The organism is Nonomuraea sp. CA-141351 (genome assembly GCF_050944675.1).
In the GTDB taxonomy this organism is placed as follows: domain Bacteria; phylum Actinomycetota; class Actinomycetes; order Streptosporangiales; family Streptosporangiaceae; genus Nonomuraea.
This window is the reverse complement of record NZ_CP191982.1, coordinates 9744441-9768426: the sequence shown is the minus strand read 5'-3', so window position 1 is coordinate 9768426 and position 23986 is coordinate 9744441. Positions and strand designations below refer to the sequence as shown.

Annotated in this window: 25 protein-coding genes; 8 read left to right on the top strand and 17 right to left on the bottom strand. The window is 68.6% G+C overall.

Annotated features, from left to right (window positions below):
• Nucleotides 1-179: 179 nt before the first annotated feature.
• Complete coding sequence (locus ACQPWU_RS45795) at nt 180-1019, top strand: TSUP family transporter (RefSeq protein ID WP_433432130.1); 840 nt, start codon at nt 180-182, stop codon at nt 1017-1019.
• A gap of 107 nt (nt 1020-1126) precedes the next feature.
• Here the strand turns inward: ACQPWU_RS45795 and ACQPWU_RS45790 are convergent, their stop codons facing one another.
• The 5 genes from ACQPWU_RS45790 to ACQPWU_RS45770 all read right to left on the bottom strand — a co-directional run bounded on the left by ACQPWU_RS45790 (nt 1127) and on the right by ACQPWU_RS45770 (nt 5405).
• On the bottom strand, nt 1127-2182 hold the full coding sequence (locus tag ACQPWU_RS45790; protein WP_433432128.1) for an ArsO family NAD(P)H-dependent flavin-containing monooxygenase: 1056 nt from the start codon (nt 2180-2182) through the stop codon (nt 1127-1129).
• Nucleotides 2179-2526, bottom strand: coding sequence for a metalloregulator ArsR/SmtB family transcription factor (locus tag ACQPWU_RS45785; protein ID WP_433432126.1), 348 nt, complete (start codon nt 2524-2526; stop codon nt 2179-2181). The genes ACQPWU_RS45790 and ACQPWU_RS45785 overlap by 4 nt, the downstream gene beginning before the upstream one ends.
• Nucleotides 2527-2557: 31 nt before the next feature.
• On the bottom strand, nt 2558-2737 hold the full coding sequence (locus tag ACQPWU_RS45780; protein ID WP_433432125.1) for a hypothetical protein: 180 nt from the start codon (nt 2735-2737) through the stop codon (nt 2558-2560).
• An 11-nt stretch (nt 2738-2748) separates the two neighbouring features.
• Nucleotides 2749-4158 (bottom strand): FAD-dependent oxidoreductase, encoded by a 1410-nt coding sequence (locus ACQPWU_RS45775; RefSeq protein ID WP_433432124.1) that lies wholly within the window; start codon nt 4156-4158, stop codon nt 2749-2751.
• A 149-nt stretch (nt 4159-4307) separates the two neighbouring features.
• Complete coding sequence (locus tag ACQPWU_RS45770) at nt 4308-5405, bottom strand: flavin-containing monooxygenase (protein WP_433432122.1); 1098 nt, start codon at nt 5403-5405, stop codon at nt 4308-4310.
• Nucleotides 5406-5486: 81 nt separating this feature from the next.
• Here ACQPWU_RS45770 and ACQPWU_RS45765 point away from each other — a divergent pair, with 81 nt between their 5' ends.
• Nucleotides 5487-5834, top strand: coding sequence for an ArsR/SmtB family transcription factor (locus tag ACQPWU_RS45765; RefSeq protein ID WP_433432120.1), 348 nt, complete (start codon nt 5487-5489; stop codon nt 5832-5834).
• A 176-nt stretch (nt 5835-6010) separates the two neighbouring features.
• Here ACQPWU_RS45765 and ACQPWU_RS45760 read toward each other — a convergent pair whose 3' ends face one another.
• From ACQPWU_RS45760 to ACQPWU_RS45735, 6 genes are all read right to left on the bottom strand, one after another.
• Nucleotides 6011-6490, bottom strand: coding sequence for a hypothetical protein (locus ACQPWU_RS45760; RefSeq protein WP_433432118.1), 480 nt, complete (start codon nt 6488-6490; stop codon nt 6011-6013).
• Nucleotides 6491-6649: 159 nt separating this feature from the next.
• Nucleotides 6650-6775 (bottom strand): ATP-binding protein, encoded by a 126-nt coding sequence (locus tag ACQPWU_RS45755; protein ID WP_433432116.1) that lies wholly within the window; start codon nt 6773-6775, stop codon nt 6650-6652.
• A gap of 25 nt (nt 6776-6800) precedes the next feature.
• Nucleotides 6801-7424: an IS21-like element helper ATPase IstB gene (gene istB / locus ACQPWU_RS45750; protein ID WP_433432114.1), complete on the bottom strand. Its 624-nt coding sequence runs from the start codon at nt 7422-7424 to the stop codon at nt 6801-6803.
• Between the two features lie 56 nt (nt 7425-7480).
• The gene (istA, locus tag ACQPWU_RS45745) at nt 7481-8884 is read right to left on the bottom strand and encodes an IS21 family transposase (protein WP_433432112.1); all 1404 of its coding nucleotides are present in this window, start codon (nt 8882-8884) and stop codon (nt 7481-7483) included.
• On the bottom strand, nt 8785-9486 hold the full coding sequence (locus tag ACQPWU_RS45740) for a Tn3 family transposase (protein ID WP_433432109.1): 702 nt from the start codon (nt 9484-9486) through the stop codon (nt 8785-8787). The genes istA and ACQPWU_RS45740 overlap by 100 nt, the downstream gene beginning before the upstream one ends.
• Before the next feature lie 279 nt (nt 9487-9765).
• Complete coding sequence (locus ACQPWU_RS45735; protein ID WP_433432107.1) at nt 9766-10239, bottom strand: DUF6653 family protein; 474 nt, start codon at nt 10237-10239, stop codon at nt 9766-9768.
• 124 nt (nt 10240-10363) lie between these two features.
• Here ACQPWU_RS45735 and ACQPWU_RS45730 point away from each other — a divergent pair, with 124 nt between their 5' ends.
• Complete coding sequence (locus ACQPWU_RS45730; protein WP_433432105.1) at nt 10364-10846, top strand: GbsR/MarR family transcriptional regulator; 483 nt, start codon at nt 10364-10366, stop codon at nt 10844-10846.
• Nucleotides 10847-10956: 110 nt separating this feature from the next.
• Here the strand turns inward: ACQPWU_RS45730 and ACQPWU_RS45725 are convergent, their stop codons facing one another.
• Nucleotides 10957-11682 carry a DUF998 domain-containing protein gene (locus ACQPWU_RS45725; protein ID WP_433432104.1) on the bottom strand — a complete coding sequence of 242 codons (726 nt, stop codon included), beginning with the start codon at nt 11680-11682 and terminating at the stop codon, nt 10957-10959.
• A gap of 153 nt (nt 11683-11835) precedes the next feature.
• Between ACQPWU_RS45725 and ACQPWU_RS45720 the strand changes: the two genes are divergently transcribed.
• From ACQPWU_RS45720 to ACQPWU_RS45710, 3 genes are all read left to right on the top strand, one after another.
• The gene (locus ACQPWU_RS45720; RefSeq protein WP_433432102.1) at nt 11836-12309 is read left to right on the top strand and encodes a GbsR/MarR family transcriptional regulator; all 474 of its coding nucleotides are present in this window, start codon (nt 11836-11838) and stop codon (nt 12307-12309) included.
• Nucleotides 12306-13460, top strand: a complete 1155-nt coding sequence (locus ACQPWU_RS45715) for an FAD-dependent oxidoreductase (RefSeq protein ID WP_433432100.1) — start codon at nt 12306-12308, stop codon at nt 13458-13460. Before ACQPWU_RS45720 ends, ACQPWU_RS45715 begins: the two co-directional genes overlap by 4 nt.
• A gap of 288 nt (nt 13461-13748) precedes the next feature.
• Nucleotides 13749-14687: a sodium:calcium antiporter gene (locus ACQPWU_RS45710; RefSeq protein WP_433432099.1), complete on the top strand. Its 939-nt coding sequence runs from the start codon at nt 13749-13751 to the stop codon at nt 14685-14687.
• A gap of 193 nt (nt 14688-14880) precedes the next feature.
• Here the strand turns inward: ACQPWU_RS45710 and ACQPWU_RS45705 are convergent, their stop codons facing one another.
• Nucleotides 14881-16833, bottom strand: coding sequence for a DUF4082 domain-containing protein (locus tag ACQPWU_RS45705; RefSeq protein WP_433432097.1), 1953 nt, complete (start codon nt 16831-16833; stop codon nt 14881-14883).
• Between the two features lie 917 nt (nt 16834-17750).
• On the opposite strand from ACQPWU_RS45705, the gene ACQPWU_RS45700 reads away from it, so the two are divergent.
• Entirely contained in the window at nt 17751-18140 is a 390-nt protein-coding gene (locus tag ACQPWU_RS45700) for a helix-turn-helix domain-containing protein (RefSeq protein WP_433432095.1), read from the top strand.
• A 215-nt stretch (nt 18141-18355) separates the two neighbouring features.
• Nucleotides 18356-18523: a hypothetical protein gene (locus ACQPWU_RS45695; RefSeq protein ID WP_433432093.1), complete on the top strand. Its 168-nt coding sequence runs from the start codon at nt 18356-18358 to the stop codon at nt 18521-18523.
• Nucleotides 18524-18615: 92 nt separating this feature from the next.
• Here ACQPWU_RS45695 and nhaA read toward each other — a convergent pair whose 3' ends face one another.
• The 4 genes from nhaA to ACQPWU_RS45675 all read right to left on the bottom strand — a co-directional run bounded on the left by nhaA (nt 18616) and on the right by ACQPWU_RS45675 (nt 23837).
• Nucleotides 18616-19920, bottom strand: a complete 1305-nt coding sequence (gene nhaA / locus ACQPWU_RS45690) for a Na+/H+ antiporter NhaA (RefSeq protein WP_433432090.1) — start codon at nt 19918-19920, stop codon at nt 18616-18618.
• A 611-nt stretch (nt 19921-20531) separates the two neighbouring features.
• Nucleotides 20532-21194, bottom strand: coding sequence for a potassium channel family protein (locus ACQPWU_RS45685; RefSeq protein ID WP_433432088.1), 663 nt, complete (start codon nt 21192-21194; stop codon nt 20532-20534).
• Nucleotides 21187-22536: a TrkH family potassium uptake protein gene (locus ACQPWU_RS45680; RefSeq protein WP_433432086.1), complete on the bottom strand. Its 1350-nt coding sequence runs from the start codon at nt 22534-22536 to the stop codon at nt 21187-21189. Before ACQPWU_RS45680 ends, ACQPWU_RS45685 begins: the two co-directional genes overlap by 8 nt.
• On the bottom strand, nt 22533-23837 hold the full coding sequence (locus ACQPWU_RS45675) for a cation:proton antiporter (RefSeq protein ID WP_433432084.1): 1305 nt from the start codon (nt 23835-23837) through the stop codon (nt 22533-22535). The genes ACQPWU_RS45680 and ACQPWU_RS45675 overlap by 4 nt, the downstream gene beginning before the upstream one ends.
• Nucleotides 23838-23986 lie beyond the last annotated feature (149 nt).

Genomic DNA, 23986 nt, shown 5'->3' with positions numbered 1-23986 from the left:
CCTGCCACGCCCGGCCGCGGCCGCCGACGTCGCCAAAGTCTTGGCCGCGATCTGCTCGCGGCGGCCGCGCAAGGACCTGCCGCTGGACCGGCTGCGCGACCGGGTGCTGTTCGAGACCGCCTACGTCTGCGGCGCCCGCGCCTCCGAAGTGTGCGGTCTCTACGTCGATGGGAGGGGACATGAGCGCCGACGAAGCCACCATGCCCACCGGTGCAGTGCGCTCGCTCCCGCTGGCCTTCGCCGCCGGCGCGGCGGTGGGCGTGCTGGGCGGCATGATCGGCCTGGGTGGCGCGGAGTTCCGGCTGCCGCTACTGATCAGTCTGTTCGCCTTCGCCGCCCTGGCCGCCATCATCGTGAACAAGGCGATGAGCCTGATCGTGGTGGTGGTCGCGCTCCCGGCCCGGCTGGCCGCCGTCCCGCTTGCCGAACTCGGCGCGCACTGGACGATCGCGGTCAATCTCCTGACCGGCAGCCTGATCGGCGCCTGGGCGGGCGCCTCCTGGGCGGTGCGGATGCGCACCGCCACCCTGTACAAGGTGCTTGCGGCGCTGATGGTGGGCATGGCCGCCGCCCTGGTGCTCACCCACACCACCACCCTGGGCACACTGGCCCTGCCCGGCCCGGCACAGACGATCGCCGGGGGTGCGGCCGGGTTCGGCATCGGCGTGGTGGCCGCCATCATGGGCGTGGCCGGCGGCGAGCTGCTGATCCCCACGATCGTGCTGCTGTACGCGGCCGACATCAAAACCGCCGGCAGCCTGTCGCTCCTCGTGTCCCTGCCCACCATGCTGGTCGCCTTCGCCCGCTACAGCCGTGACGGCAGCTTCGCAGTCCTGCGCTCCAACCTGCGCTTCGTCGCCGTCATGACCGCCGGCTCCATCACCGGCTCCCTGCTCGGCGGGCTGCTGCTCGGAGTCATCCCCGACCTGGTCCTCATCCCCGTCCTGGCGGCAATCCTGCTGATCTCGGCGGCGAAGATGGCGCGTCACGCCCCTCCAGCCGAGGTAGCTGAGCCGTGATCTGCCGACGCAACGGCCGTCACTGAATCGGGTGCGCCGGTGAGACTCCATCCGCCGGCTGCCTGCGAACCGCCGCTCATGCGAGTTCGGCGGCGCTGCATGCCGTTTCAGGCATCGTGCGAGGGCGATGCTTGGAGCTGGCCGGTGATCTCGGCGACCATCTGACGGGCGGTACGGGCGGCGCCGATGAGGGTGGCAGAGGCCGGGCCGGTCCAGTCGCCGTAGCCGAGCAGGTGCAGGCGGGGCTCGCCGATGGCGCGGGTGCCCTCGACGGGGATGAGGCCGCCCGGGCCGCGCAGCCGTAACGGGGCCAGGTGGCCGAGGGCGGGGCGGAAGCCGGTGCACCAGATGATGGCGTCGGCGGCCAAGCTGGTGCCGTCGGGCCAGGCGACGCCGTCGCGGATGATCCGGCGGAACATGGGCTCGGCCTTCAGAACGCCGCGGTCGCGGGCCTCGCGGACAGGTGGGACGGCGACGATGTCGCCCAGGTCGCCGATGCCGCCTCCGCCTTGGGTCCGGCGGGTAGCCAGCGCGAACAGCGCCCGGCCGTCGATCTCGTCGGGCAGCAGGCGGGGCGGGCGCAGGGTGACCCAGGTGGTGTCGGCGACGGTGGAGACCTCGGCCAGGATTTGCGCGGCGGAGTTGGCCCCGCCTACGATGACCACGCGTCGGCCGCGGAACGGCTCGGGGCCGCGGTAGCCGACGGTGTGAAGCTGCTCTCCCCGGAAGTCGCGGATGCCGGGATAGTGCGGGACGTACGGTCGCCACCAGGTGCCGGTCGCGCTGATGACGATCCGGGCCTGCCAGGTGCCGGTGTCGGTTTCGACCGTCAGGCGTTCACCGCCGCGCCGTACCGCATGGACCTGCACTGGCCGCAGCACGGGAAGGTTGTAGCGCTGCTCGTGGTCGGCCAGGTAGGCGACCGTGTCGGCGGCGCTCGGGTAGCCGCCGCCGGGTGGGACGGGCATCATCCGTCCGGGCAGCGAGCTGTACTGGGCGGGAGAGAACAGCCGCAGGGACGGCCAGGCGTGCCGCCACGCGCCGCCGGGGCGGTCCTGGGCGTCGAGGATGACGAAGTCGGCTCCGGCGCGGCGCAGGTAGTAGCCGGCGGCCAGCCCGGCCTGGCCGCCGCCGATGACCAGAACGTCGACCAGACGGGTCACGCGGGGACCGGCTCGGACAGCGGGGTGAACAGGGCGCCGAGCTTGTTCACCGCCTCGGGGATGATCCGGTAGTAGACCCAGGTGCCGCGCCGCTCACCGTCGATGAGGCCGGCGGTGCGCAAGACCTTGAGGTGGTGGCTGATGGTGGGCGCGGTCAGGTCGAAGGCGTCGGTCAGGTCACACACGCACGCCTCCCCGCCCGCGTGGGAGCCGATCATCGACAGCAGGCGCAGCCGTACAGGGTCGGCGACCGCCTTGAGCATGACCGAGAGCTCGGCCGCGTCGCTCTCCGACAGCGGTTCACGCGCGATCGGTGCGCAGCACTGGATCGTGCCCGCAGTCATCCAACCCTCCCTGATTCGAAATCTGTCGAAATTATAGGCGATGGTAGGCAAGCAGCGCGAACGCGGCAATCGCGCACACCAGACGACCGCGCCCGCCGTAGTCGATGGTTCGGGCGATCGCCAGGGCCGCGACGATGCGCCAGCCCTGCCCGGAACGCGATCGACCGCCGCCCTCGGTGTCGAGGGCGGCGGCCTGGGCGGTGGAGCTCATGCCTGATCCGTTCAGCCGCAGCAGCCGCCGCCATCGGAGGCGGAGACGCCTGCCAGCGGGAGCGGCGTGGACAGCAGGCCGCCGCTGATGCCGGTGGCCAGTCCGACGCGCTGCTCCTGCGCCTCGGCCAGGCTGGAGGAGCACACGCCGGTCTCGGGCAGCTCCAACTGCACATCCCGCGCCGCCTCCCAGTCCCCGGCCAGAGCGGCGACGACCGAGCGGGCTTGTTCGTATCCGGTGGCGAGCAGGAAGGTGGGGGCGCGGCCGTAGCTCTTGACGCCGATGGCGTAGTAGCCGGCCTCCGGGTGGGCCAGTTCGTCCGCCCCGTGCGGGGGCACGGTTCCGCAGGAGTGCGCGTTGGGGTCGATCAGCGGTGCCAGCGCGCGGGTGGAACCGAGGATCGGGTCGAGGTCGAGGCGCAGCTCGCCGGCGATGGCGTGGTCGGGCCGGTAGCCGGTGGCGGCCACGATGCGCTCGGCGGTGATGGTCTGCTCGGCGCCGGACGGGTCGCGGCTGATCACCCGCACCTGCTCGCCATCGCCATCACCCTCGCGCTCGATGGCGTGAGTGAAGAAGCCGGTCACCAGGCGGATACGGCCGCTTTCGACGTGGGCGTGCAGGCGCGTGCCCAGCGCGCCGCGGGCGGGCAGCGCGTCGGCCTCGCCGCCGCCGTAGGTGCGGCTGGCGTTGCCGGCGCGAATCGCCCAGGTGATCGGGGTGTCATCGAGCTGGGCGAGGGCGAGTAGGGTGGTGGCGGCCGAGTGGCCGGCGCCGACGACCAGGACGTGCCTGCCGGCGTAGCGGTCACGATCCGCGCCGAGCACGTCGGGCAGCGCGTGATCGACCAGATCCGCCGCGTCGGCCTCACCGTGAGCGGGCAGGCCGGACGCGCCGAGCACGTTCGGAGTGGCGTAGGTGCCGGAGGCGTCGATGACGGCTCGGGCGTGCAGCTCGCTTCCGTCGGCCAGCCGGATCAGGTACGGCGCCTGCTCGCGGCCGGCGGTGCGGACCTGGTCGTAGCCGAGCCTGCTGATCGCGATCACCTCGGCGTTCGTGCGGACCCGGTCACCGAACAGCTTGGCCAGGGGCGCCAGGTAGTCATCGATGAGCTCGGCGCCGGTGGGCAGCCACTCGGGGTCCGGCGCGCTCCAGCCGTCGGCTTCGAGCAGGCGTCGGGCCGCAGAGTTGATGTTGTACTTCCACGGGCTGAACACCCGCACGTGCCCCCACCGGGCCACCGACGCACCCGCCCGCTCACCGGCCTCGAGCACCACGAAGTCCAGGCGCCGTTCAGCCAGGTGAGCCGCCGCGGCCAGGCCGATCGGGCCGGCACCGATGACCACGATGGGTAGCTCGCCGGGCTGTGCGGCCTGGCGGCTGGGCTCCAGTTCGACGGCGGTGGGACCGCAGCATCCGCTCATGGTGGTTCTCCTCATCGTTGCGCGGGCCGTGCCGGTCCGCGTTGTTTTGAAGGCTGTCTAAGTAGCTTCGTCGGCAGGATGCCCGACGACTTAGAGGCATGTCAAATTAGAGATGAATCTAATCAGTAGGCACACGGAAGTGGTGCCGCTCACGCGCGGGCATGCCGGCGGGTTCCGCGTAGGTGGCGGGCGAGCACGGCGACGACGCGGCGGGCGTCGGCGCCGACCCCGCGCAGGGTGTTGGAGGAGGGAGTGCGCTGCCACTCCAGGCCCAGGTAGCCCAGACCGGGATGGGTCAGCGACAGGCCGCGGCGCTGGTGGGGATGCCCGCCGGTGGCCAGCGCGCCCAGGCCGGTGAGGTAGGGCAGGTTCGGCCGGTAGCCGGTGGCCAGCAGCACCGCATCGACGCGTTCGCGGCCGCTGTCGGGCCAGACCGCGTGATCGCCGTCGAGCCGCGTGAACATCGCCCGCCGCGCGTAGCGGCCCTCGCGCAGCGCCCGGCGGTAGCGGCCGTCATCGAGCACCGGCGAGGCGGGCGGAGCCTCCGCACGGGCCAGCGGCAGCCGGTCGAACCCGGTCACCCGGAACCAGAAGTGCAGGTCCCGGCCCAGTGGGCGCTGCTCGACGAAGCGGATCGGCGCCCGGCTGGCCAGCGTCACCCGTCGCTCGGCGGCCAGCTCGTGCGCGACCTGGACCGCCGAGTTGCCCGCCCCCACCACAACGACGTGCTCGCCCGGCAGTGAGGCCGGCGAGCGGTAGTCGGCGACGTGCAGCATCGGACCGGTGAAGGCGTCCAGGCCGGGCAGGGCGGGCCGGTGCGGGCGATCGAAGGAGCCGCTGGCCGCGATCAGGGCCGGGGCGGTCAGTTCCTCGCCATCGGCCAGGCGCACGAGGAAGCCGCTCCTGCCGGGCTCGCCAGCGGGGCGGACGGCCTCGACGCGGGCGCCGGTGCGCAGCTCGGCGCCACGCTGGATCAGGGCGGCGGCATAGCGTTCCAGGTAGGCGACGACTTCGTCGCGGCGCGGGTAACGCTCCGGGTCGCCGCCGAAGGCCATGCCGGGCAGGCTGCTGTAGCGGGCGGGCGAGAACAGGGCGAGGCTGTCGTAGTAGCGCGGCCAGGATCCGGCGGGCCGGCCGGAGGCTTCCAGCAGCACGGGGCGTATTCCCTGCTGCAGGGCGGCGTGCGCGGCGGCCAGTCCGGATTGCCCGGCCCCGACGATCAGGACGCGGTCGTTGTCGATGGTCATGCCGCAGAACGTACCGTCATTTTCTAATATGTCAATAAGTTGAAATGAGCGGTAGGGTTCGGTGGATAGGAGGGAGCAGGCATGGCCGAGACCACGACATCACCAGCCGCGCCGATGGATGCGACGGCGGGCGGGACGTGCACACCGCAGCTGCCGCAGGCCACCCAGGATTTCCTCAAGGCCCTGGCCAATCCCGGACGCCAGCAGATCATGCTGCTGTTCGCCCAAGGCGCCGAGTTGTCGGTCAACCAGGTCGCCGAACGCGCCGGCGTCAGCCAGTCCGCCGCCTCTCAGCAACTCGCCCTGCTGCGCCGCGGCGGCATCGTCACCTCCCGCCGCGACGGCAAGGAGGTGCTGTATCGCGGCGACCGCGACAGCGTCACCCGTATCCTCGGCGACCTGCAGAACTATCTGAAATTCTGCTGCTGACCGCCCGTCACCGGCGGCGAGCCCACTCGACCGGAGCCTCGCCTGCCAGCGGTGCGCGCCCGTCGCGCTGGCCACTGCGGTGGACCGGCGACGGCCTCCAGCTCCAGGTGGCGGTTCATGTTGTCGGCGTACTCATCGGTGTGCAGAGGTGCGTACGAGTATTCGTGCAGAGGATGTCAGGAGTGGGCGAAGAGGGTGAGTGTGCAGCTGGAAGCGATGGCGAGAGTGTGACCCGTTGGTGAGAATCCCGCCGCGCGGATCTCGCATCCTTCTTCGCGGTGAATGTGCCACCATGTCGATCCGGCTTCGTCGCGGTAGGGATCGCCCTGTTTTGACAGCAGGATGCTTTCGTTGGGCCAGTCGGGCGTGACGATGTCGATGGACCATCCGTTGGTGGTGGTCGTGTGCAGGCCGCCACCCAGGAGTCCGGAAATCTGGATGGCAGTACCTGCGAGAGGGCCTATTCCTTCGCAGGTGAGGGTGTAGTCGTCAGGCCATGCTGGTTCTGGATCGGGGTCGCGTGCTATGCGCTGGCCGGTGACGCAGTTGACGACGCCGCGTCCCTGATGAGAGGTCACGAGGATGAGGTCTTCGCCCGAGTCTGGGTGCGGGCCGAATCCGACGCCGGTCAGGCCGCCGACGGCTAAGGGTGGCAAGGGGCGCCATGGCGGGGGCGGTGGTTGAAGCGGAGCGTTGCGGAATCGGGCACGAAGGCGTTCTTGATGGGCGTTCAAGGCGTCGAGTCCTGTCGGCTGTCTGGACGTGGTGCAGGGAAGAGGCATCGTATGCCTGGCAGGGGCGAGACGCGTGCTTGGTCAGCCGGTGGCGGCGATCTCCGTGGTCACGGCGGCAAGTCGATTCTTGAGCCGGTAACTGGGGCCGTTGATCGCGATGACTTCGCAGTGGTGCAGTAGGCGGTCGAGGATGGCGGTGGCCAGCACCTCATCGCCGAAGACCTGGCCCCACTCATCTGAAAGCCTTGTTGCTTGTCAGCAAAATCGAGCCCTTCTCATACCTTTTCGAAATCAGCTGGAAGACCAGGTTGGCCTCGTCACGGGCCAGAGGCAGGTAACCCACCTCATCCAGCACCAGGACGTGCGGGCGCAGATAGGTTCGCAGCTTGGAGGCGAGTCGGCCGATGGCGTCGGCGGCTTTGAGCTGGCGAACCATGTCATCAAGGGTGGTGAAGTAGACGCTGAAGCCGGCGCGGCAGGCGGCGACGGCCAATGCGACGGCGATGTGGGTCTTGCCGACCCCCGGAGGGCCCAGCAAGGCGGCATTGGCCTTGGCCTCGACGAAGGCCAAGGTGGCCAGGTCGCGCACCTTTCGAGCGTCGAGCTCGGGTTGGTAGGAGAAGTCGTAGTCGTCGAGGGTCTTGTGGTGGGGCATCTTGGAGATGCGCAGAGCGTGCCGGATGCGGCGTTCCTCGCGAACGGCGTGTTCTTCTTCCAGCACCAGGTCCAGGAAGTCCAGGTAGCCCAGCCGGGCGGCGTCGGCGCGGCCGACATGGTCGTTCAGGTGCTCGGCCAGGTGTGGCAGGCCCAGCTTGGTGGCGGTGGCGCGGATGCGGGCGGTGACCAGCTCACTCAACGTGTGATGTCCCTTGTGCGTGCGGAAGGTCGGCTCGGAGCGGTAGGTGCGGCTGGTCAGGAGAACGGGCCAGTCCCGGTGATCTGGTCATAGACCGACAGCGGCCGGCGGCCGACCTTGACGTTGGCGGCGTCGGCTCTGGCCAGCAGGAAACGCAGCGCTCCGGTCGGTTCGTGGCTGGTGCGGCGTGTCGCCAGCTCATCCGCCGGCGTCATGTGGTTTTCGCCGCTGGTCGTGGTGGCGCGGGTGTGGCCGTCGGGCAGAGCGCGCCAGTGCTCGGGGTCGACGACCCGGGCGCCGCGGCCGACCGCGCGCGGGTGCACGGCCAGCAGGGTGATGCCTTGTTCGTCCGGGACGGTGGTGTGCAGGCTGACGGTGGCCGAGGAGGCACGCACCTCTACCAGTTGCCGGGGCACGACCTTGGTCGCCGGCACCGAATACAGGTTGGCTTCGAAGGCGACCAGGCAGTCCTTGCCCACGTGACGCAGATACCGGTTGGCCACGATGTAGGGCCGCGATGGGATCGGGCGGAGCGCGGCGTGGTCGCGGCGGGCCCGCACTCCGATCACCTCGCCATGCGTTCGGTGGGTCAGCCTGCGGCGCAGCGGCACCCAGGCCAGGAATGCGTTGTCGAGCTCATCCAGTGAGGCGAACGAGCGGCCGGCCAACACGTGGTCGCGGACGATGGACACCTGGCGTTCCACCCGGCCCTTGCCCGTAGGCCGGTAGGCGGCCAGCACGTCGATGTCGAAATCGTAATGGCCTGCGAACGCCACTGCCTCCGGATGTAGCGGCACCGCCTTGCCCGGGGCCACGTGCCGGCGCACTACCGTTTTGGTGCGGTCGTAGACGATCGCGCCGGGCACGCCGCCGAAGTGCTCAAATGCCCGCCGGTGGCAGGCCCAGAAGGTGGCTAGGTCCTGGCTGGTGGTGAAGCAGCAAAACGGGTCGCGCGAGTACGACAGCACCATGTGGAAGGAATAGACCTTGGCGATCCCGACATGCGCCAGGATGGCGCCCTCGTCGCCCCAGTCGACCTGCGCCTGAGCACCTGGCACCACCTCGAACCGGCGGTGCAGTCGGGCCAGCTCGTTCGGGCTATAACCCAGCTCCGCGGCGATCCGCGGCCGGGCCTGCTGCAGGTAGAGCTTGACCCGCTGGTAGTTGCCCGTGAAGCCGTACTCCTCGACCAGCCGTTCATGGATGACCGTGCCCTTCAGTAGCAGCTCGGCGCGCAACCACGCATCGATCACCGGTGCGTATGCGTCGATCATCTGGTTGCGCCGGCTCGTCCGCGCCGCGGCTACCGGCGGTGCAACCGGCCCCTCGTGCTCCAGGTATTTGCGCACCGTTCGCCAGTTCAGCCCGGTCTCTCGGGCGATCTCCGAGATCGACGCCCCAGATTCCCGCAGCGCCCGGAACCGGCGCAGCTCCAGCCACCGCTCGGCCTCCAGCACCATCGCCTCGCCCCCGCCAAGATGGTCGACATCACTTGGCAGGCTTCACCAACACCGCCCGACTCGGCAGCGGACACACCGCTTACCTCTGCACGTTTACCTGTACCTGCCTCTGCACATGGCCCCGTACGCCGACACATGTCGAGCTCGAAGCGTCCGTACAGGTTCAGATGGGTCCAGAACAGCGCCGACAGGCCACGCCGATCGGCCGGACTCAGCCGCCTTTGCCAGGCGGGATCGCGCAGCACGATCTGGATCATCACCGTGTTCAGGTAGGCGATAGCCGCGGCGACCAGGTGCAAGGCCAGCGCGGAGACCTCGGCGTGCTCGCGGTCGTCGCCGGTCAGGTCGCCGGCCTTGCCGTAGAACAGATCCTTGTCGGCGGAGTTGAAGTTCTCCACCACGTTCAGCCCTTCGTTGATCTCCCGCCTGAGTTCCTCATCCGCGAGGTAGTCGCAGATTGCGAAGATCGTTCTGACGACGTGGCCGAGCTCCTCGATCGCCTGGTAGGTGGGGTGCTTGGGACCGCCGCTGGTGAAGCGGCGCAGCATCTGGTGCGACTCCGCGGTGCGCAACCGCAGCGCGGTCGCGTGCTTGACCATCATGTCGTAGTGGCGGGGCGATCACTTCCCAGTCGATCGTCTTGTTCGACAGCACCTCCTCCAGCGCCGGCCACGCCTCATCCTCTCCGATCCCGGGCCGGTAGAGCCTCGCCGAGCCGATGGTGTTGTCGATCACCAGGACGAGCAGGCTCACGCAAAGCGCTGCGAGGATCCACCAGCGGCGCGGGGTGTGCGGTGCCAGAGGTGGGCATGGGTTTCTCCACACCTGGGGTCGAGGTGGGTTGTCGGTGGCCGGTGTTGTCGTTCGCCGGTCGTACCGGGTCACCGGGTTTGGCTGTGGTGCTGTTCGTAGAGCAGCCCGTAGCGGTCGATCCGCCATAGCTGGGCGAGTACGAGCAGCACGGTGCCCAGCAGGAGCGGCCAGATCTCCAGGTCGATCAGCCCCCAGGCGATGAAGGCGAAGCCGACCAGGCCTGCCACGATGAGCAGCCGCAGCACCAACCGGTGCGCCGCCGGCGCCTTGCCCTCGACGTGGAGCTGCTCGCCGTAGATGCCCCGCGCGGCCCAGCTGGTCGGCTCGACCGTGCTGAACAGGTGCACGTTCAGCCACAGCCACAGGGCGACGAGGGCCACGCCGGCCAGTGACCACCAGCCGATCCACTCGCGGCTCCAGACGGCCAATTCGAAGGCGGGGATCGCGGCGAACCGGGTCCAGACGCTCCACGGGTTGGCGTGCTTCTTCCATGCCTGGTCGGTCATGCCGTGCGCGCCAGCCACCACGTTCTTCGACGTCACTACGGGGTCTCCTTCGGTTGTCGGGGAGATCGCCCTGAACGCGACCTCGACCCCTCAGACCGTATAGAGCTTTCAGAGATTTGTAAATTCTCTGAGAACTCGAAGTTCTTGCTAGGCTTGATGCATGGACACCGACCAGCGGCTGCGCGAGGCCGCCGAGAAGCTGGCGCTGACCCTGGCGCAGGGCGGCATGCAGAAGACCACCGCCCGGGTGATGACGGCGCTGCTCTACACCCGGCAAGAGTCGATGACCGCCGCCGACCTGTGCGCGGAGTTGTCCATCAGCTCGGGAGCGGTGTCCACCGCGGTCAAGCAGCTGATCCCGCTCGGCCTCATCGAACGGGTCCCCGCCCCCGGCAGCCGCCGCGACCACTACCGTTTCCGCCCGGGTGCTTGGGCCAGCTTGATGTCACAGCAGAACGCGATGCTGGCCACCATGGGCGCCGCCGCCCAGGAAGGCCTTGACGCGGCAGGCGAGGACAGCGTCGCCGGTCGGCGCCTGCACGAGATGAAGGACTTCTACGCCTACATGACCGAGCAGTTGATCCCGCTCATCGACAGCTGGCGCCAGCACTATGCCGCCAAACACGCTGGCGCTCCCCGGTAGCGGCTGCGGCCGCGTGCCGACGGAAATGACGCGGAGCGGGAGGCGGTCGATGGCCGCTCCCGCTCGGCAGCTGCAGGCGGCCGACGGACTGCCGGCGGCCTGCTTTCTTTTCATCCAGCCTGGGGCCTGACCGGGCCGGATCCTTGGGCGCCCACAGGAGACGTGCTCGGGGCTCCGGGGACGTGGCCGCGCAGGAGACGAACGCCCACGGCGATGATCCAGCTGAAACCGGTCAGCAGGGAGAGGTGTTCGAGCAGACCGGCGGGGGCCGGTCGCCAGAGGCCGAGGGTGTCGAGGCGGTAGGCGATGCCGGCGGCGAAGGCGAAGCCGATGATCAAGGCGCCGGACAGACGCGAGTAGACGACCCAGGCGCGGACGTGCTGCCCCAGGCGACTGGCCAGCACGAACGCAGCGGCGCTCAGCCCGGCGAACAAGGCGAAGCCGGCCGCCTGGTGAATGACGCCATCGGTGGTGAGCGCGCCGGTCGCCGGGGCGGACTGCCCGGGAGGGTAGCCCAGCGCCGGGTCGGTGGGCACCAGCCCGGCCACGACCATCCCTGCCGCCGCGGCCGCGAGCAGGATCGGCCCCCAGGTAGCACCGCGGCCACCGCGCAACGCCCGGCGCAGCCCGGCCGCGAAGGCCAGCAGGAGCAGCCCGCCAAGCACGAAGTTGGCCGTCTGCAGCCAGCCGCGTTCGCCGGTGCCGAGCTGGCTGGCGCCGTGGTGCCACAGGCTGTAGCCGGGCCGGGTGGCGCCATCAGCCCACAACACCACCGGTACGAGCACACCGGCGGCGACGCCGCTACCGAGCAGGGCCTTGAGGGTGCGGGGGGGCATCGGGAAAGTCCTCCTCATTCTCCGTGACGGCGAACGTCACGGGCCGACCAGACTTCCCGGCTCCCCAACGGCACGCCCCAGCAGGGCGTATGCTTGATCAATACATGGATTTTAGCGCATGCTGAAACAATTGCAAGAGGAAAGGGGTCACACGTGACCGAGCAGGAACGGCTGCTGGAGTGGGTGGAGCGGATCGCCATGTACCTGGCGCGCGATGGGGTGCCGCCGATCGCCGGACGTGTGCTGGGCTGGCTGATGGTGTGCGATCCGCCGGAGCAGTCCGCAGGGCAGATCAGTGAGGCCATCGGCGCAAGCCGGGCGTCGCTGACGTCGAACCTTCGGCTGTTGACCGGCATGGGGTTCTTGACATGGCGGACCCGGCCGGGAGAGCGGACCGTCTATTACTGGATGGCCGAGGACGCCTGGGGGGTCGTGGTGCGCCGCCAGATCGCCTCGATCACCTCGTTCCTGGACATCGCGCGCGACGGCCTGGGCCTGGTCGGCCCGGATGATGATCGGGCCGCGCGCGTCCGGCAGGCGCACGCCACCTTCGAGTGGATGGCCAAGGTGTTCGACAACGCGCCGCCGCTCCGCACCGATGGTTCCGACGGTAAGGAGACGGCATGACCAGAAGGGCGATCGTGGTGGGCGGCGGCATCGGCGGGCTAGCCACCGCCCTGGCCTTGCAGCGGATCGGCTGGCAGGCCACGGTGCTGGAACGCGCCCCCGAACTGGGCGAGATCGGCGCCGGCATGTCCCAGGCCCCGAACGCCATGCGCGCGCTGGCCGAGCTCGGCGTCGCAGAGCAGGCCCGAGCAGCTGGAGTGCCCACCCACTCCTCCGCGAACCTGCGCGCCCCGGACGGCCGCTACCTGCAACGGGCCCGGCCGGGCGATGCGAGTGCGCTGCTCGCCTTCCACCGGGCCGACTTGCATCGGGTGCTGCTGGAGGCGCTGCCTGCTGGCTGGATGCGCACGGCCGCGGAGGTCACCACGGTGCGGCAGGACGTGAGCGGCATGACGGTGGAGTGCGACGGCATGGAGTTGAGCGCCGAGGTGGTCATCGCCGCCGATGGCATTCGCAGCACCGTGCGCCGTCAGCTGTGGCCGGACGCGCCGCCGCCGCGCTTTCTCGGGCGGACGGCCTGGCTGGGCATCTCTGAGGTTCCTGATTTGCCGGGCAGTGTCACGCTCGGCCCGGGCGGCTACTTCTTGATCCATCCGATCACGCGCGGCCGGGCGTACTGGGCCTACGTCACTACCACCGATGCGCCCGGCATCCGTTACGACCAGGAGAAGGCCGAAGTGGTCCGCCGGATCGGGACCTGGCATGAGCCGATCCCGGCGCTGATTCAGGCCACTCCGGAGAATGCGGTCATCCATATCGACATCCACGATGTGGAGGCACTGCCGACCTACATTCGCGGCCGGGTGGCGCTGCTCGGCGACGCCGCGCACGCGATGAGCCCCGATCGCGGCCAGGGCGCCGGTCAGTCCATAGAGGACGCGGTCGTGCTCGCCGCCGCCCTCGCCGGCGAGCCCACCGTCGAGGCTGCGCTGCGCCGCTACGACGCCGAACGCCGTCCACGTACCCAGTCCACTGCCCGGGGCGCCGGCAAAGACGGGCGGCGCCTCACCTCCAGGGCCGCCCACCGAGCAATGGTGACCATGCTGCGCGTGGTGCCCGGCCCGTTGTGGCGCAAGGGCATCGCGGCCGACGGCAACGCCACCTGGCGCTGGCAGCCGCCACACCTGCCATCGTCGGCCCCGCGCCACTGAGCCGGGTGCGAGCGCCACGCGCGGCCGCCTCTCGCCCAGGGCCGCAAGGGGCTGATGGCTCGGGATGTGTGGCACCGCTCGTTGGTACCGCGACCGACGGTGATGCGAAAACGACGGCGTGATCCTCGCGCCACGAGAGCGTGAGAGAGGCGGCTCATTCAACAAGCAGCAGTTACTTTGAGTATGTGATCGATCCCTTACTGTTATAGCGTCGATGTGTCGCCGCGGCGGCGTCCGCGCTGGTCAGCGTGGCCCATTCGAGTGAGGTGACCTGCCGGGAGGCCGCTGATGCTGCTCCTTATCGCCCTTGTCGTGCTCGGGCTGGTCATCCTCGCCTTCGCGGGGGATCACTTGGTGTTGGGCTCGGGCCGGTTGGCCGGACGGCTCGGTCTGCGGCCCGTCGTGGTGGGCGTTGTGGTGATGGGGTTGGTCGCCAGTGTCCCAGAGCTCGTCGTGGCCGCTGCAGCTGGTCTCAGGGGGCATGAAGAGCTGGCGACGGCCAGCTTGGTTGGCTGGAACATCCTCAACCTGACCGTGATCCTCGGCGTCGGCGGGCTCACGGGTGCACTGGTCATCTGGTCCTCGCTGCTACAGCGTGAGGCGCTGCTGTCGGTGGCGGCGGTCACGATATTCGCGATCACGTTGCTGGAGGGGCTCGGTTGGGCGGCGGGTGTCACGCTGGCCGTGGCGCTGATTGGCGCGTTGGTGCTGCTGGTGCTCCTGGTCCGGGGGGTTCCGAACGACGTTGTGGCGGCGCAGAGCGCGGGTTACCTGAAGACGGCTGGGCCGCCGCGCCTGAGGAGAGAGGTGTCGCGGACACTTATTGGCCTGGCCGGGGTGCTGGTGGGTGCGCAACTGCTGGTGATCAACGCATCCGAGGTGGCCTCACGGGCGGGTGCCTCGGCGGATCTGGTCGGGTTCACGCTGGTGGCGTTCGCTGCGGCGCTTCCCGTCTTGATCATCGTGATCCGGGCTCAGCGGCACGGATACAGTGATCTGCTTGTTGGTACCTTGCTCGGTGGAAACCTGTGTAACAGTCTCGCGGGCGGCGCCATCGTCGCCCTGCTCACCTCTGGAGCGCCCGCTGTGGCGCCGACCGTCATCGTGGCGATGGTGGCCATCAGCGGGTTCATCTGGGCCCTGCTCGCCCCCGGTATGCCGCTCAGCCGAGCCCAATCGGCCCTGTTGGTGGCGGTGTATTTCCTAGTGTTGCCGTTGCTCACATGAGCGGCATACGGGCGGGCCTAGCGTTTTAACGCCTGTGTAGGTACCTGTCTGGCGGCGTCCCGCTTGGTCTGAGCCAGGCGTGAGGAACCGCCGGCACCGATGCGCCACGACCGATCCCTCTTTACTGCGATGGATTCAGCGCCATCCCTCCTCCGAAGAGCCGGCGCTGAATCCATCGGTGATCGTCGCACGGCTAGGGCGCGACGAACATGAGGTCGACCCAGTAGTTGCTGGCGTTGAAGGTACTGGTCGGGAACGAGGGCGAGGCACCGTAGGTATAGACGCCGTTGCCACCCTGAAAACCGTCTTCGAGGGCGGTGAGGGGGCCGCTCTTGCGTGGCGAGGTGAAATACGGCCGGTTGTATGACCAGAATCCGGATGTGGTGTGGTACGAGGCGATGTAGGTGGTGCCGGCGTTGATGGAGACCGGGGTGGTGAAGTAGGCCTTCTGCCAGCCGGTTGCGGATTCGCCGGTGAAGGTGACGCCGGCCAGGAGTTGGCCGCCGGTGGTCCACAGGCCGCCGGTGTGGGTGCCGGTGTTCTGGGAGCCCTTGTAGAAGCGGATGCCGTGGACGACCCCGCTCGAGGCCGACCTGAACTTCACGCCGAGGGTGACCGCCCGGTTGTCCGCTGATTGGTTGGCGGGCGTCGTCGAGTCGCTCCAGAGGCTGTCCGACGGTGTGAACATGACATCGGCCCAGTAGTTGCTGGCGTTGGAGGTGCTGGTGGGGAAGGAGGGCGAGGCGCCGTAGGTGTAGACGCCGTTGCCGCCGTCCGCGCCGTTCTGAAGCGCGGTGAGGGGGTCGTGGGTGAACGCGGTCGTGAAGTAGGGCCGGTTGTAGGACCAGAATCCGGATGTGGTGTGGTACGAGGCGATGTAGGTGGTGCCGGCGTTAATGGAGACCGGGGTGGAGAAGTAGGCGTTCTGCCAGCCGGTTGCGGATTCGCCGGTGAAGGTGACGCTGGCCAGGAGTTGGCCGCCGGTGGTCCACAGGCCGCCGGTGTGGGTGCCGGTGTTCTGGGAGCCCTTGTAGAAGCGGATGCCGTGGACGAGCCCGTTCGAGGCCGACCTGAACTTGACGCCGAGGGTGACCGCCCGGTTGTCCGCTGATTGGTTGGCGGGCGTCGTCGAGTCGCTCCAGATCGAGGTCGTGACGTTCTGGACGACGACGTTGGACGTGCTCGGCGCGAAATTGATCGGCTGTTCGCCGTTGAAGGTGATGCCGCCCAGGAAGACGGCGGTGATGTGGTGCTGGCCCGCGGTGAAGTCCGAGACGGTCACCGTGGCGGGAGTTTGGCCGTCGAAATGGTCCTGCCCGATGGTGGTCGCGCCGTCTTTGAAGACCACGTCGCCTTCGGGGGTCACCGGTTGCGAGCCGCCGTCGACGGTCGCGGAGAAGGTGACGGTGTTGCTTGGGGTGGAAGGGTTGAGTGACGAGGTCAGGGTCGTGGTGGTGGGCGGGCGGTCCGGCAGGCTGACTCGCGTGGCCGGGATGCCTCCCGTACCTTGGAGCGTGACCGAGGCGTTGAGCGAGAAGACCCGGCCGAACACCGCCGCGCCGGAGCTTACCGTGACCCCACTCGACGAGAGCAGGGTTCCACGGAAGGTGCAGAAGGTGCCGAGCGTCGCCGCGCCGGTGATCTGCCAGAAGACGTTCTTCTCCTGGGCACCCCCGACCAGATTGATGTTGCTGACGTTGGCCGCCGTGAGCGTGGAAGCTCTGAAGACGAAGACCGCGTCGGGGTCGGCCTGGGCGTCGAGCGTCAGGGTCCCGCTGATGGAGAAGGTCCCGTTGGTCGACGTGTAGAGGCCGGGGGTTCTGGTTGTGCCGCCGAGCGCGGGAGCGACGGTGTTGTCGACCGGGCGGCTGGCGAGGTCGTTGTAGGCGCTCACCGCGTCGGCCTTCGCGGCGATCGCGGTGGAGTCGTTCGTGTGGATGGTGCCGCTCACCGTGCCGGGCGGGAATCCCGACACCGAGGTGCCCGGGCTCACGCCCAGATCTCCGGTGACCGCGGTTTGGCCCGTGTTCGACACCGACGATCCCGCGAACACTGCGAAGGGTTCGGCGTTGCCGAGGCCGACCGGGGGCGTGTCGGCGAGCGCGGCTGGTGCCGCGGCGATCAGCCCGGCTGCCAGGACGCACACGAGCAATCCCGAGAGGAAGGGTTTGCGGCTTCGCGTGCGGGAGGTGGGGGCGGCGGCTTCTTGCCCGGGTTGTGCGGGAGGTCGGCGGGATGTGTCGTTACGGGGCTGAGATCTGTTCATGGCGACCACTCTTCGGCGATCTCTGACAGCCTCCGGTACTGGCTTCGCGAGCGGCCAGGACGACGGATAACGTCGCCGGGCTGGCTTTACTGCCTTTCTGCGTGGCCACATAAGATCGCTCTGGTAAGCTGATTTTCCTGAACTTTACGCTCATTTTACTTTCTGCGCCAGCCCCGAAAGAAGGTCTTCCGTTCGGATGCAACGCGCGACCCAAAGCTCGCGATTTCGTAGATATATACCTTTTATGGGGAAAGCGGCCGAGCGTTCCGGCGGGGGCACAAGGCGACCCGCGAGTGGACCAACACCTCCCGGCTGGTCACGACGGTGTCACCCATGCGCGGAAAGTCGCAGCCGACACAAACACAGACCATCTCTGGAAGCCCTGCCCCCGAAGGCTTGCCTGTCGTCGCAAGCGACATGCCGACTAAGGAATCATGAATGTTTGATAGGTGCAATTCGTTGGAAGAGAATTTCCGGAACGCGTACTCGATGCATCCCGGGCGTGGAACCGCGGTTTAGGACTCCGCTATCTCACAACATGCGGAGCAAGAACGAGAAGACCCGTCCGGTCCCGCCACCTCGCTACACCTCGGCCGACGCCGCTCCCAGCGAGTTGCCCACCAGCACAACCCGGTCCAAATCCGCGACCGCCAAGACCTCGTCCAGTACCCGGCTGTACCAGGCCAACCTGCCCCGCCAGGGCCCGTGCGTTCGCTGAGTCCGGGCTGACGCCGGGAACGCTGCTGCGTTGGCACCGGCGTCTGATCGCGCATCACTGGACCTACCCGCACCGGAGGATGGGACGGCCTCCGACCGATCCAGCGGTCGTGGCGTTGATCCAGCGGCTGGCGCGGGAGAATTCGCGCTGGGGTTACGAGCGTATCCGCGGCGAACTGCGGTATCTGGGCCATCGGGTGAGCGGTGCGACGATCCGCCGCATCCTGAAACGAGCACGCCTGGGGCCGGCGCCGCGACGTGCCGATGACCGATGGGGAGATTTCCTCCGCGCCCACACTGCGACCACGCTGGCCTGTGATTTCTTCACGGTGGACACCGTCACGCTGCGCCGGTTGTACGTCTTCTTCGTGGTGGAGGTCGGCACTCGGTTCGTGCACGTGCTCGACGTAACCGCCGGCCCTGATGGCGCATGGGTTGCCCAGCAAGCCCGTAACCTTCCGCCGATCTGAAGGACCGCGCCGGGACGTTCCGTTTTCTGATTCGGGATCGGGACGCGAAGTTCACCGACAGCTTCGATGAGGTTTTCGCAGGCGACGACATTCACGTGCTGAAGATCCCGCCGCGGTCGTCTCGCGCGAACGCGTTTGCCGAGCGATGGGTACGGACCGTACGCACGTAGTGCACCAACAGGCTGCTGATCTTCAACGAACAGCACCTTCGTACCGTGCTGGACGAATATGCCGATCATTACAATCGGCACCGGCCGCACCGTTCTCTCGGCTTTCGAGCTCCCGACGATGACGACTCCGACGTGATCCCGCTGCCGGTGGGTTGGATCGAGCGTCGTCAAGTCCTCGGCGGGCTGATCAGCGAGTACGAGCGAGCTGGCTGACCAACGGGGTGCAGTCATGAAATACGCAGGTCAGGGCCTTGAGCCTAGTTTTGACACCCTTCAGCCGGAAAGAGGGCGTTACGCACGTGCCCCTAGGTGGCCTGGTAGCGGTCGGGGATGTCGTCGTGGTCGAGATCGAGGGTCTCGGCCTGGTGGATGCGCCGGTAGACGCGGGCGCGTAGCCGCAGGATCACCGTGGCCAGCAGCGCGGCGGCCAGGGAGCCGGCCAGGACGGCGATCTTTACCCGGGTGTCGGCGGTGCTGCTAGCTCCGAAGGCCAGCTCCCCGATCAGCAGGGACACCGTGAAGCCGATCCCGGCCAGGATCGACAACCCAGCCATGTCGATCCAGGCCAGGCCCTGGTCCAGGGTGGCGCGGGTGAAGCGGGCGACCAGCCAGGTCGCGATCATGATGCCGAGCGGTTTGCCGACCAGCAGGCCGATCACGATGCCCACTGCGACCGGGTCGGTCAGGGTATCCGCTAGCTCGCTGAGCCCGCCGACGGCTACCCCGGCGGAGGAGAAGGCGAAGACGGGGACGGCGATGCCGGCGGAGATCGGGCGGAAGCGGTGTTCGAAGTGTTCGGCCAGTCCCGGCCCGGCTTCTGGCCCGCCGGCCTGGTCGCTGCGGAGCACCGGTACGGCTAGGGCCAGCAGCACCCCGGCCACGGTGGCGTGCACGCCGGAGGCGTGGACCAGCGCCCAGGTGGCGAAGGCCAGCGGTAGCAGCAGCCACCACGCGCGCATCCGCCGCTGGACCAGCACGGCGAAGACGGCCAGCGGCACCAAGGCCCCCAGCAGCGGCAGCACCGACAGGTGGGTGGTGTAGAAGACGGCGATGATGACGATGGCGATCAGATCGTCCACCACCGCCAGGGTGAGCAGGAACGTGCGCAACGCCGTCGGCAGGCACCGTCCGATGACCGCCAGGACGGCTAGGGCGAAGGCGATGTCGGTGGCGGTGGGGATCGCCCACCCCCGCGCCGCGCCGGCTGGGCCGGCCACCGCGAGGTACAGCAGCGCGGGGACGATCACTCCGCCGAACGCTGCGGCGACGGGCACCGCCGCCCGCTGCACATCGCGCAGGTCACCGGCGACAAACTCGCGTTTCAGCTCCAGGCCCGCGACAAAGAAGAAGATCGCCAGCAGCCCGTCGCCGGCCCAGGCGGCAAGGCTGAGATCCAGGTGCAGGTCGGCAGGCCCGATCCGGATCGCGCGCAGATCCGCGTAAGCCTGCGCCCACGGCGAGTTGGCCCACACCAGCGCGGCGAGTGCGGCGACCAGCAGCAGCGCGCCGCCGATGGTCTCTTTGCGCAGGATGTCGGCGATCCGCCGCGCTTCTGGCCACGTGCCCCGGCTGAGCAGGCGGGGATTGCGGTCGGAGGTGGTGCCGGGCATGAAACTCCGCTCTATGGCAGGGGTCGGGTCGCTCACCTGCCGACCAGACTTCCCGGCGCACCTATCAATAACGTATCAGGACACGCAAAGAGCCTCATAACGGGATCAATGCCGCGCCCTTGGAACCGGGGCGGGCGTGTCCGCGCCCGCCCCGGGGAAAGGCCGGACATGTCTCAACGGCACCGGAAGGATCGGTGCAGCTCAACCGGCGGCGAGGAAACCCTTGATCTCTCCTGCGACGTCGGGGACTCGGACCCGAACCAGATCATGTGGCTGTCGCCCCGGTTCTCCACCAGCTCGGCTCGCGGCAGGGCCGCAGCAAGAGCTTCGGCATGGGCGAAGGGCTATGCGGGTGGCGATGACCAGCGCCAGCTGGCCGACCTGTCCCGCGCGGTCCGGCACCGGGACCAGGTTACCTGAGCTCATGAGAGCGAACAGGCCTGCAGTGCGGCCCGATCCGGCGCGGGCCTCCGTAAGGGTAGGGGAGCAAGAGGTGCTCCAGGACGACGTCCCCCCTCGGCAACCGTCTTGGCCAGGACCGGCGACGGCCCCCAGGAAGATCATGGAGCACCAACGTTCACAGGACGGGCTCGCCGTCACGCCGCGCACGTCTAGGGCAGTTCGGCGAAGCGTTCGGCCTTGTCTGTAGGGCCGGAGACGATGATGACATCGCCGTAGCCGAGCTCGGTTTCCGCGGTGGCGTAGGTGAACTCCTCTCCTGGGTTCTTGACCGCGACGATCGTGACGCCGTGTTTGCGGCGCAGGCCAGATTGCCCGAGCGGAATGCCGACGTACTCCTTGGGCGGACGCGTCTTGACCAACGCGAAGTTCTCATCGACCTGCATGTAGTCGAGCATCCGGCCGCTGACCAGATGGGCGACGCGCTCGCCCATGTCGTGCTCGGGCAAGACCACGTGATGGACGCCGATCCGGTCCAGGATCTGCCCATGCTGTCTGCTGACCGCCTTGGCCCAAATATGGTCGATCTCCAGCTCCACGAGCAGGGAAGCGGTCAGGATGCTCGCTTCGAGGTCACTGCCGATCGCGACGACGGCCCGGTAGAAGTCGGGCACGCCGAGCTGGCGCAAGGCAGCCATGTCCGTGGCATCCGCCGTGGCGATGTGGGTGATCTGCTCCGACAGGCTCTGCACGTGCCGGGGGTGGTTGTCGATGGCCAGCACCTCGGTGCCGCGCCGGGTCAGCTCAATGGCCAGCGCGCTGCCGAACCGCCCGAGGCCGATCACCACGACCGGATCACTGTTCTTGTCAGCCAACGATGACTCTCTCCTCGGGTAGCTGGTAGCGGCGGGTGCGGTCTTTCAGGGCAAGCGCGGACCCCAAAGTGAGCGGACCGGTCCTGCCGATGAACATGAGCAGCGTCAGCAGCAACTGCCCTGCTGGTGTGGTGTCGGCGGTAATGCCCGTGGACAGGCCGACCGTGCCGAAGGCCGAGACGACCTCGAACAGCACCTGGTCCAGGCTGTGCGGGGTGAGGGCGAGCAGCACGTACGTGGACAGCGCGACCAGCGCCACACTGATGAGGCTGATCGAGATGGCCTGGCGCTGCGCCGACTCCGGGAGGCGGCGATGGCCGACGTTGACCTCCCGCTCGCCACGCATCTCAGCCCAGATGACGAAGGCCAGCAGGCCGAAGGTGGTGACCTTGATGCCGCCCGCGGTGCCGGCGCTGCCGCCGCCGATGAACATCAGCAGGTCGGTGACCAGCCAGCTGGTCGGATGCAGGGCGGCGATATCGAGGCTGTTGAAGCCGGCGGTGCGGGGCATGACGGCGGCGAAGAAGGCGGCCAGCAGCTTGCCGGGGTCGTCGAGCGCGCCCAGCGTCTTGGGGTTGCGCCATTCGGTGATCAGGAAGACCAGCGTGCCGCCGACCAGCAGGACCACGGTGACGCCTACGGTGATTCTGGTCAGGACCGACCAGCGGCTGGGGCGGCGCCAGGTGCGCAGCAGCTCGAACATCACCGGGAAACCGAGTCCGCCCACGATCACCGCGATCGCGATGGTCAGGCAGATCCACGGGTCGGTGACGAAGCGCATCAAGCTGTCGGACCACAGCGCGAACCCGGCGTTGTTGAAGGCGGAGATCGCATGAAAGACGCCCAGGTAGACCGCTCGGCCGAACGGCTCGCCATAGCCGAGCAGGAACCGGCCGATGAGGACCAGCGCCGCGGCGGCCTCACAGGCAAGGCTGAAGACGACCACTTTGCGCACCACATGCCGCACGTCCGCCATGTTCAGCGTCTTGGTCTCGGCTTGCGCGAAGATCCTGGCACGCAGACCTAGACGACCGGCCACCAGGATGGTGAACAGGGTGGCCAGCGTCATGATGCCCAGTCCGCCGATCTGGATCAGGCCCGCGATCACCCATTCGCCGAACACCGACCAATGCGTTGCGGTGTCCACGACCACCAAGCCGGTGACGCACACCGCGGACGTCGCGGTGAACAGGGCCGCCAGCCAGCCGGCGGACTGTCCTGACTCGGTGGCTATCGGCAGCGTGAGCAAAGCTGTGCCGATCAAGACCGCCGCCCCGAATCCGGTGACGATCACCTGGGCCGGGTGCTGGAAGCGATCAAGGATTCCGTGTGGCCGTCTCATGATGCCTTCTCGCGTCTGCGGAGCCGGCCGAACCAGGTGGGGACATCGTGTTCGTCGTCGAAGCCGCGGGCCACCACGATGTCAGTGGAGGAGTGCAGCAGGATCGAGGCCACGATGGTCACGGCGACGATCTGGAACACCTGCTGCCCAGCCGCGATGCCGGAGGCGAGCACGAGCAGGCCGTACACGACGGAGGCGAAGCCCTTGGGCCCAAACCAGGCCACCGCCGCCTGTTCCCGCACCGACAGCCCGGAACGCAGGAACGACAGCCAGATCGCGACAGGACGGGCCAGCACCAGGGCGCCGATCGCGAACAGCCATCCCTGCCAGCCGACCGAGCCGAGCAGGGCGGGGGTGATGAGCGCGCCGAACACCAGCAGCGCGGCCAGCTTGAACACCTCGGCGATGAGCTCGCCGAAATGCTCGAACGATTCGCGCTGCCGCTGTCCGAAGGTGGCCACGGTGATCCCGGCGGAGAAGGCGGCCAGGAACAGGTTGCCGTGGGTGGCCTTGCCGACGGCGAGCACGAGCAGGCCGATGGCCAGGGCGTTGAGCGGCTCGTAGGGAGTGGAGGCGGAGAACCAGCGCGTCTGCTCCAGCCTGATCGCCGCCCAGGGGATGGCCACACCGATGAGGATGCCGAGGCCGAGTTCCAGGCCGAGCTCGCCGAGGTGCAGGTCGTCGGAGCCGGAGGCGATGGCCAGGAAGAGGATGACGAACGGCAACGCCAGCCCGTCATTGACGCCGGATTCGACGTTGAGCAGTTGCCGCAGCCGCGGCGGGACCTTCTCGTTGCCGACCAGGGCGGCGGCGAAGACGGGGTCGGTGGGCGCCAGGATCGCGCCGATCAACAGCGCCTCGATCCAGCCGAAGCCGAGCAGGTAGTGCGCGCCGACGGCGGTGATCACCAGGGTGAGTGGCAGGCCCCAGCCCAGTGCCCGGCCCGGCAGCCGCCAGGCGCTGCGCAACTCGGCCCAGCCCACCCGCATACCGTCGGTGAACAGCACCGTGAACAGCGCCAGCTCGGCCAGCGTCGCCACCAGGTCGTCGCCCGGTTTGAGTGACACCACGCCCAGGACGCCGTCGCCCAGCACGAACCCGGCCACCAGGAACAGCGCCGCCGTGGACAGGATGGTGCGATGAGCCAAGCTCGACAGCAGCACGGCTACCAGCAGCACGCCCGCGAAGGCCGTCAGCAGCGTGCCCATCAACGGCACCGCGAGAAGTGGGCCATGTGCGCCTCCGGTCGGATCGTCGTCGAAGATCTTGCCGACCAGACTTCCCGGCGCACCGGCGCCCACCCTACAGCCACGATGTCGCTCACGCCTATACGGGTTCTTGACGCGAACCTGGGCGGACAGCTGCTGGAACCACGCCCCGATCGGCCGATGACCTTCGTCGTGATCTTGGCGGCTCTTGATACGGTGCCGACCGCGAGCGGTGGCCTACG

Bases quoted from the DNA above. Each gene is read 5' to 3' on its own strand.
- ACQPWU_RS45795 (WP_433432130.1), top strand. From the start codon at position 180: ATGAGCGCCGACGAAGCCACCATGCCCACCGGTGCAGTGCGCTCGCTC.
- ACQPWU_RS45710 (WP_433432099.1), top strand. From the start codon at position 13,749: ATGCTGCTCCTTATCGCCCTTGTCGTGCTCGGGCTGGTCATCCTCGCC.
- ACQPWU_RS45725 (WP_433432104.1), bottom strand. From the start codon at position 11,682: ATGCCCCCCCGCACCCTCAAGGCCCTGCTCGGTAGCGGCGTCGCCGCC.
- ACQPWU_RS45715 (WP_433432100.1), top strand. From the start codon at position 12,306: ATGACCAGAAGGGCGATCGTGGTGGGCGGCGGCATCGGCGGGCTAGCC.
- ACQPWU_RS45700 (WP_433432095.1), top strand. From the start codon at position 17,751: ATGGGACGGCCTCCGACCGATCCAGCGGTCGTGGCGTTGATCCAGCGG.
- ACQPWU_RS45680 (WP_433432086.1), bottom strand. From the start codon at position 22,536: ATGAGACGGCCACACGGAATCCTTGATCGCTTCCAGCACCCGGCCCAG.
- istA (WP_433432112.1), bottom strand. From the start codon at position 8,884: ATGGTGCTGGAGGCCGAGCGGTGGCTGGAGCTGCGCCGGTTCCGGGCG.
- ACQPWU_RS45780 (WP_433432125.1), bottom strand. From the start codon at position 2,737: ATGAGCTCCACCGCCCAGGCCGCCGCCCTCGACACCGAGGGCGGCGGT.
- ACQPWU_RS45775 (WP_433432124.1), bottom strand. From the start codon at position 4,158: ATGAGCGGATGCTGCGGTCCCACCGCCGTCGAACTGGAGCCCAGCCGC.
- ACQPWU_RS45740 (WP_433432109.1), bottom strand. From the start codon at position 9,486: ATGATGGTCAAGCACGCGACCGCGCTGCGGTTGCGCACCGCGGAGTCG.
- ACQPWU_RS45765 (WP_433432120.1), top strand. From the start codon at position 5,487: ATGGCCGAGACCACGACATCACCAGCCGCGCCGATGGATGCGACGGCG.
- nhaA (WP_433432090.1), bottom strand. From the start codon at position 19,920: ATGCCCGGCACCACCTCCGACCGCAATCCCCGCCTGCTCAGCCGGGGC.
- ACQPWU_RS45730 (WP_433432105.1), top strand. From the start codon at position 10,364: ATGGACACCGACCAGCGGCTGCGCGAGGCCGCCGAGAAGCTGGCGCTG.
- ACQPWU_RS45785 (WP_433432126.1), bottom strand. From the start codon at position 2,526: ATGACTGCGGGCACGATCCAGTGCTGCGCACCGATCGCGCGTGAACCG.
- ACQPWU_RS45770 (WP_433432122.1), bottom strand. From the start codon at position 5,405: ATGACCATCGACAACGACCGCGTCCTGATCGTCGGGGCCGGGCAATCC.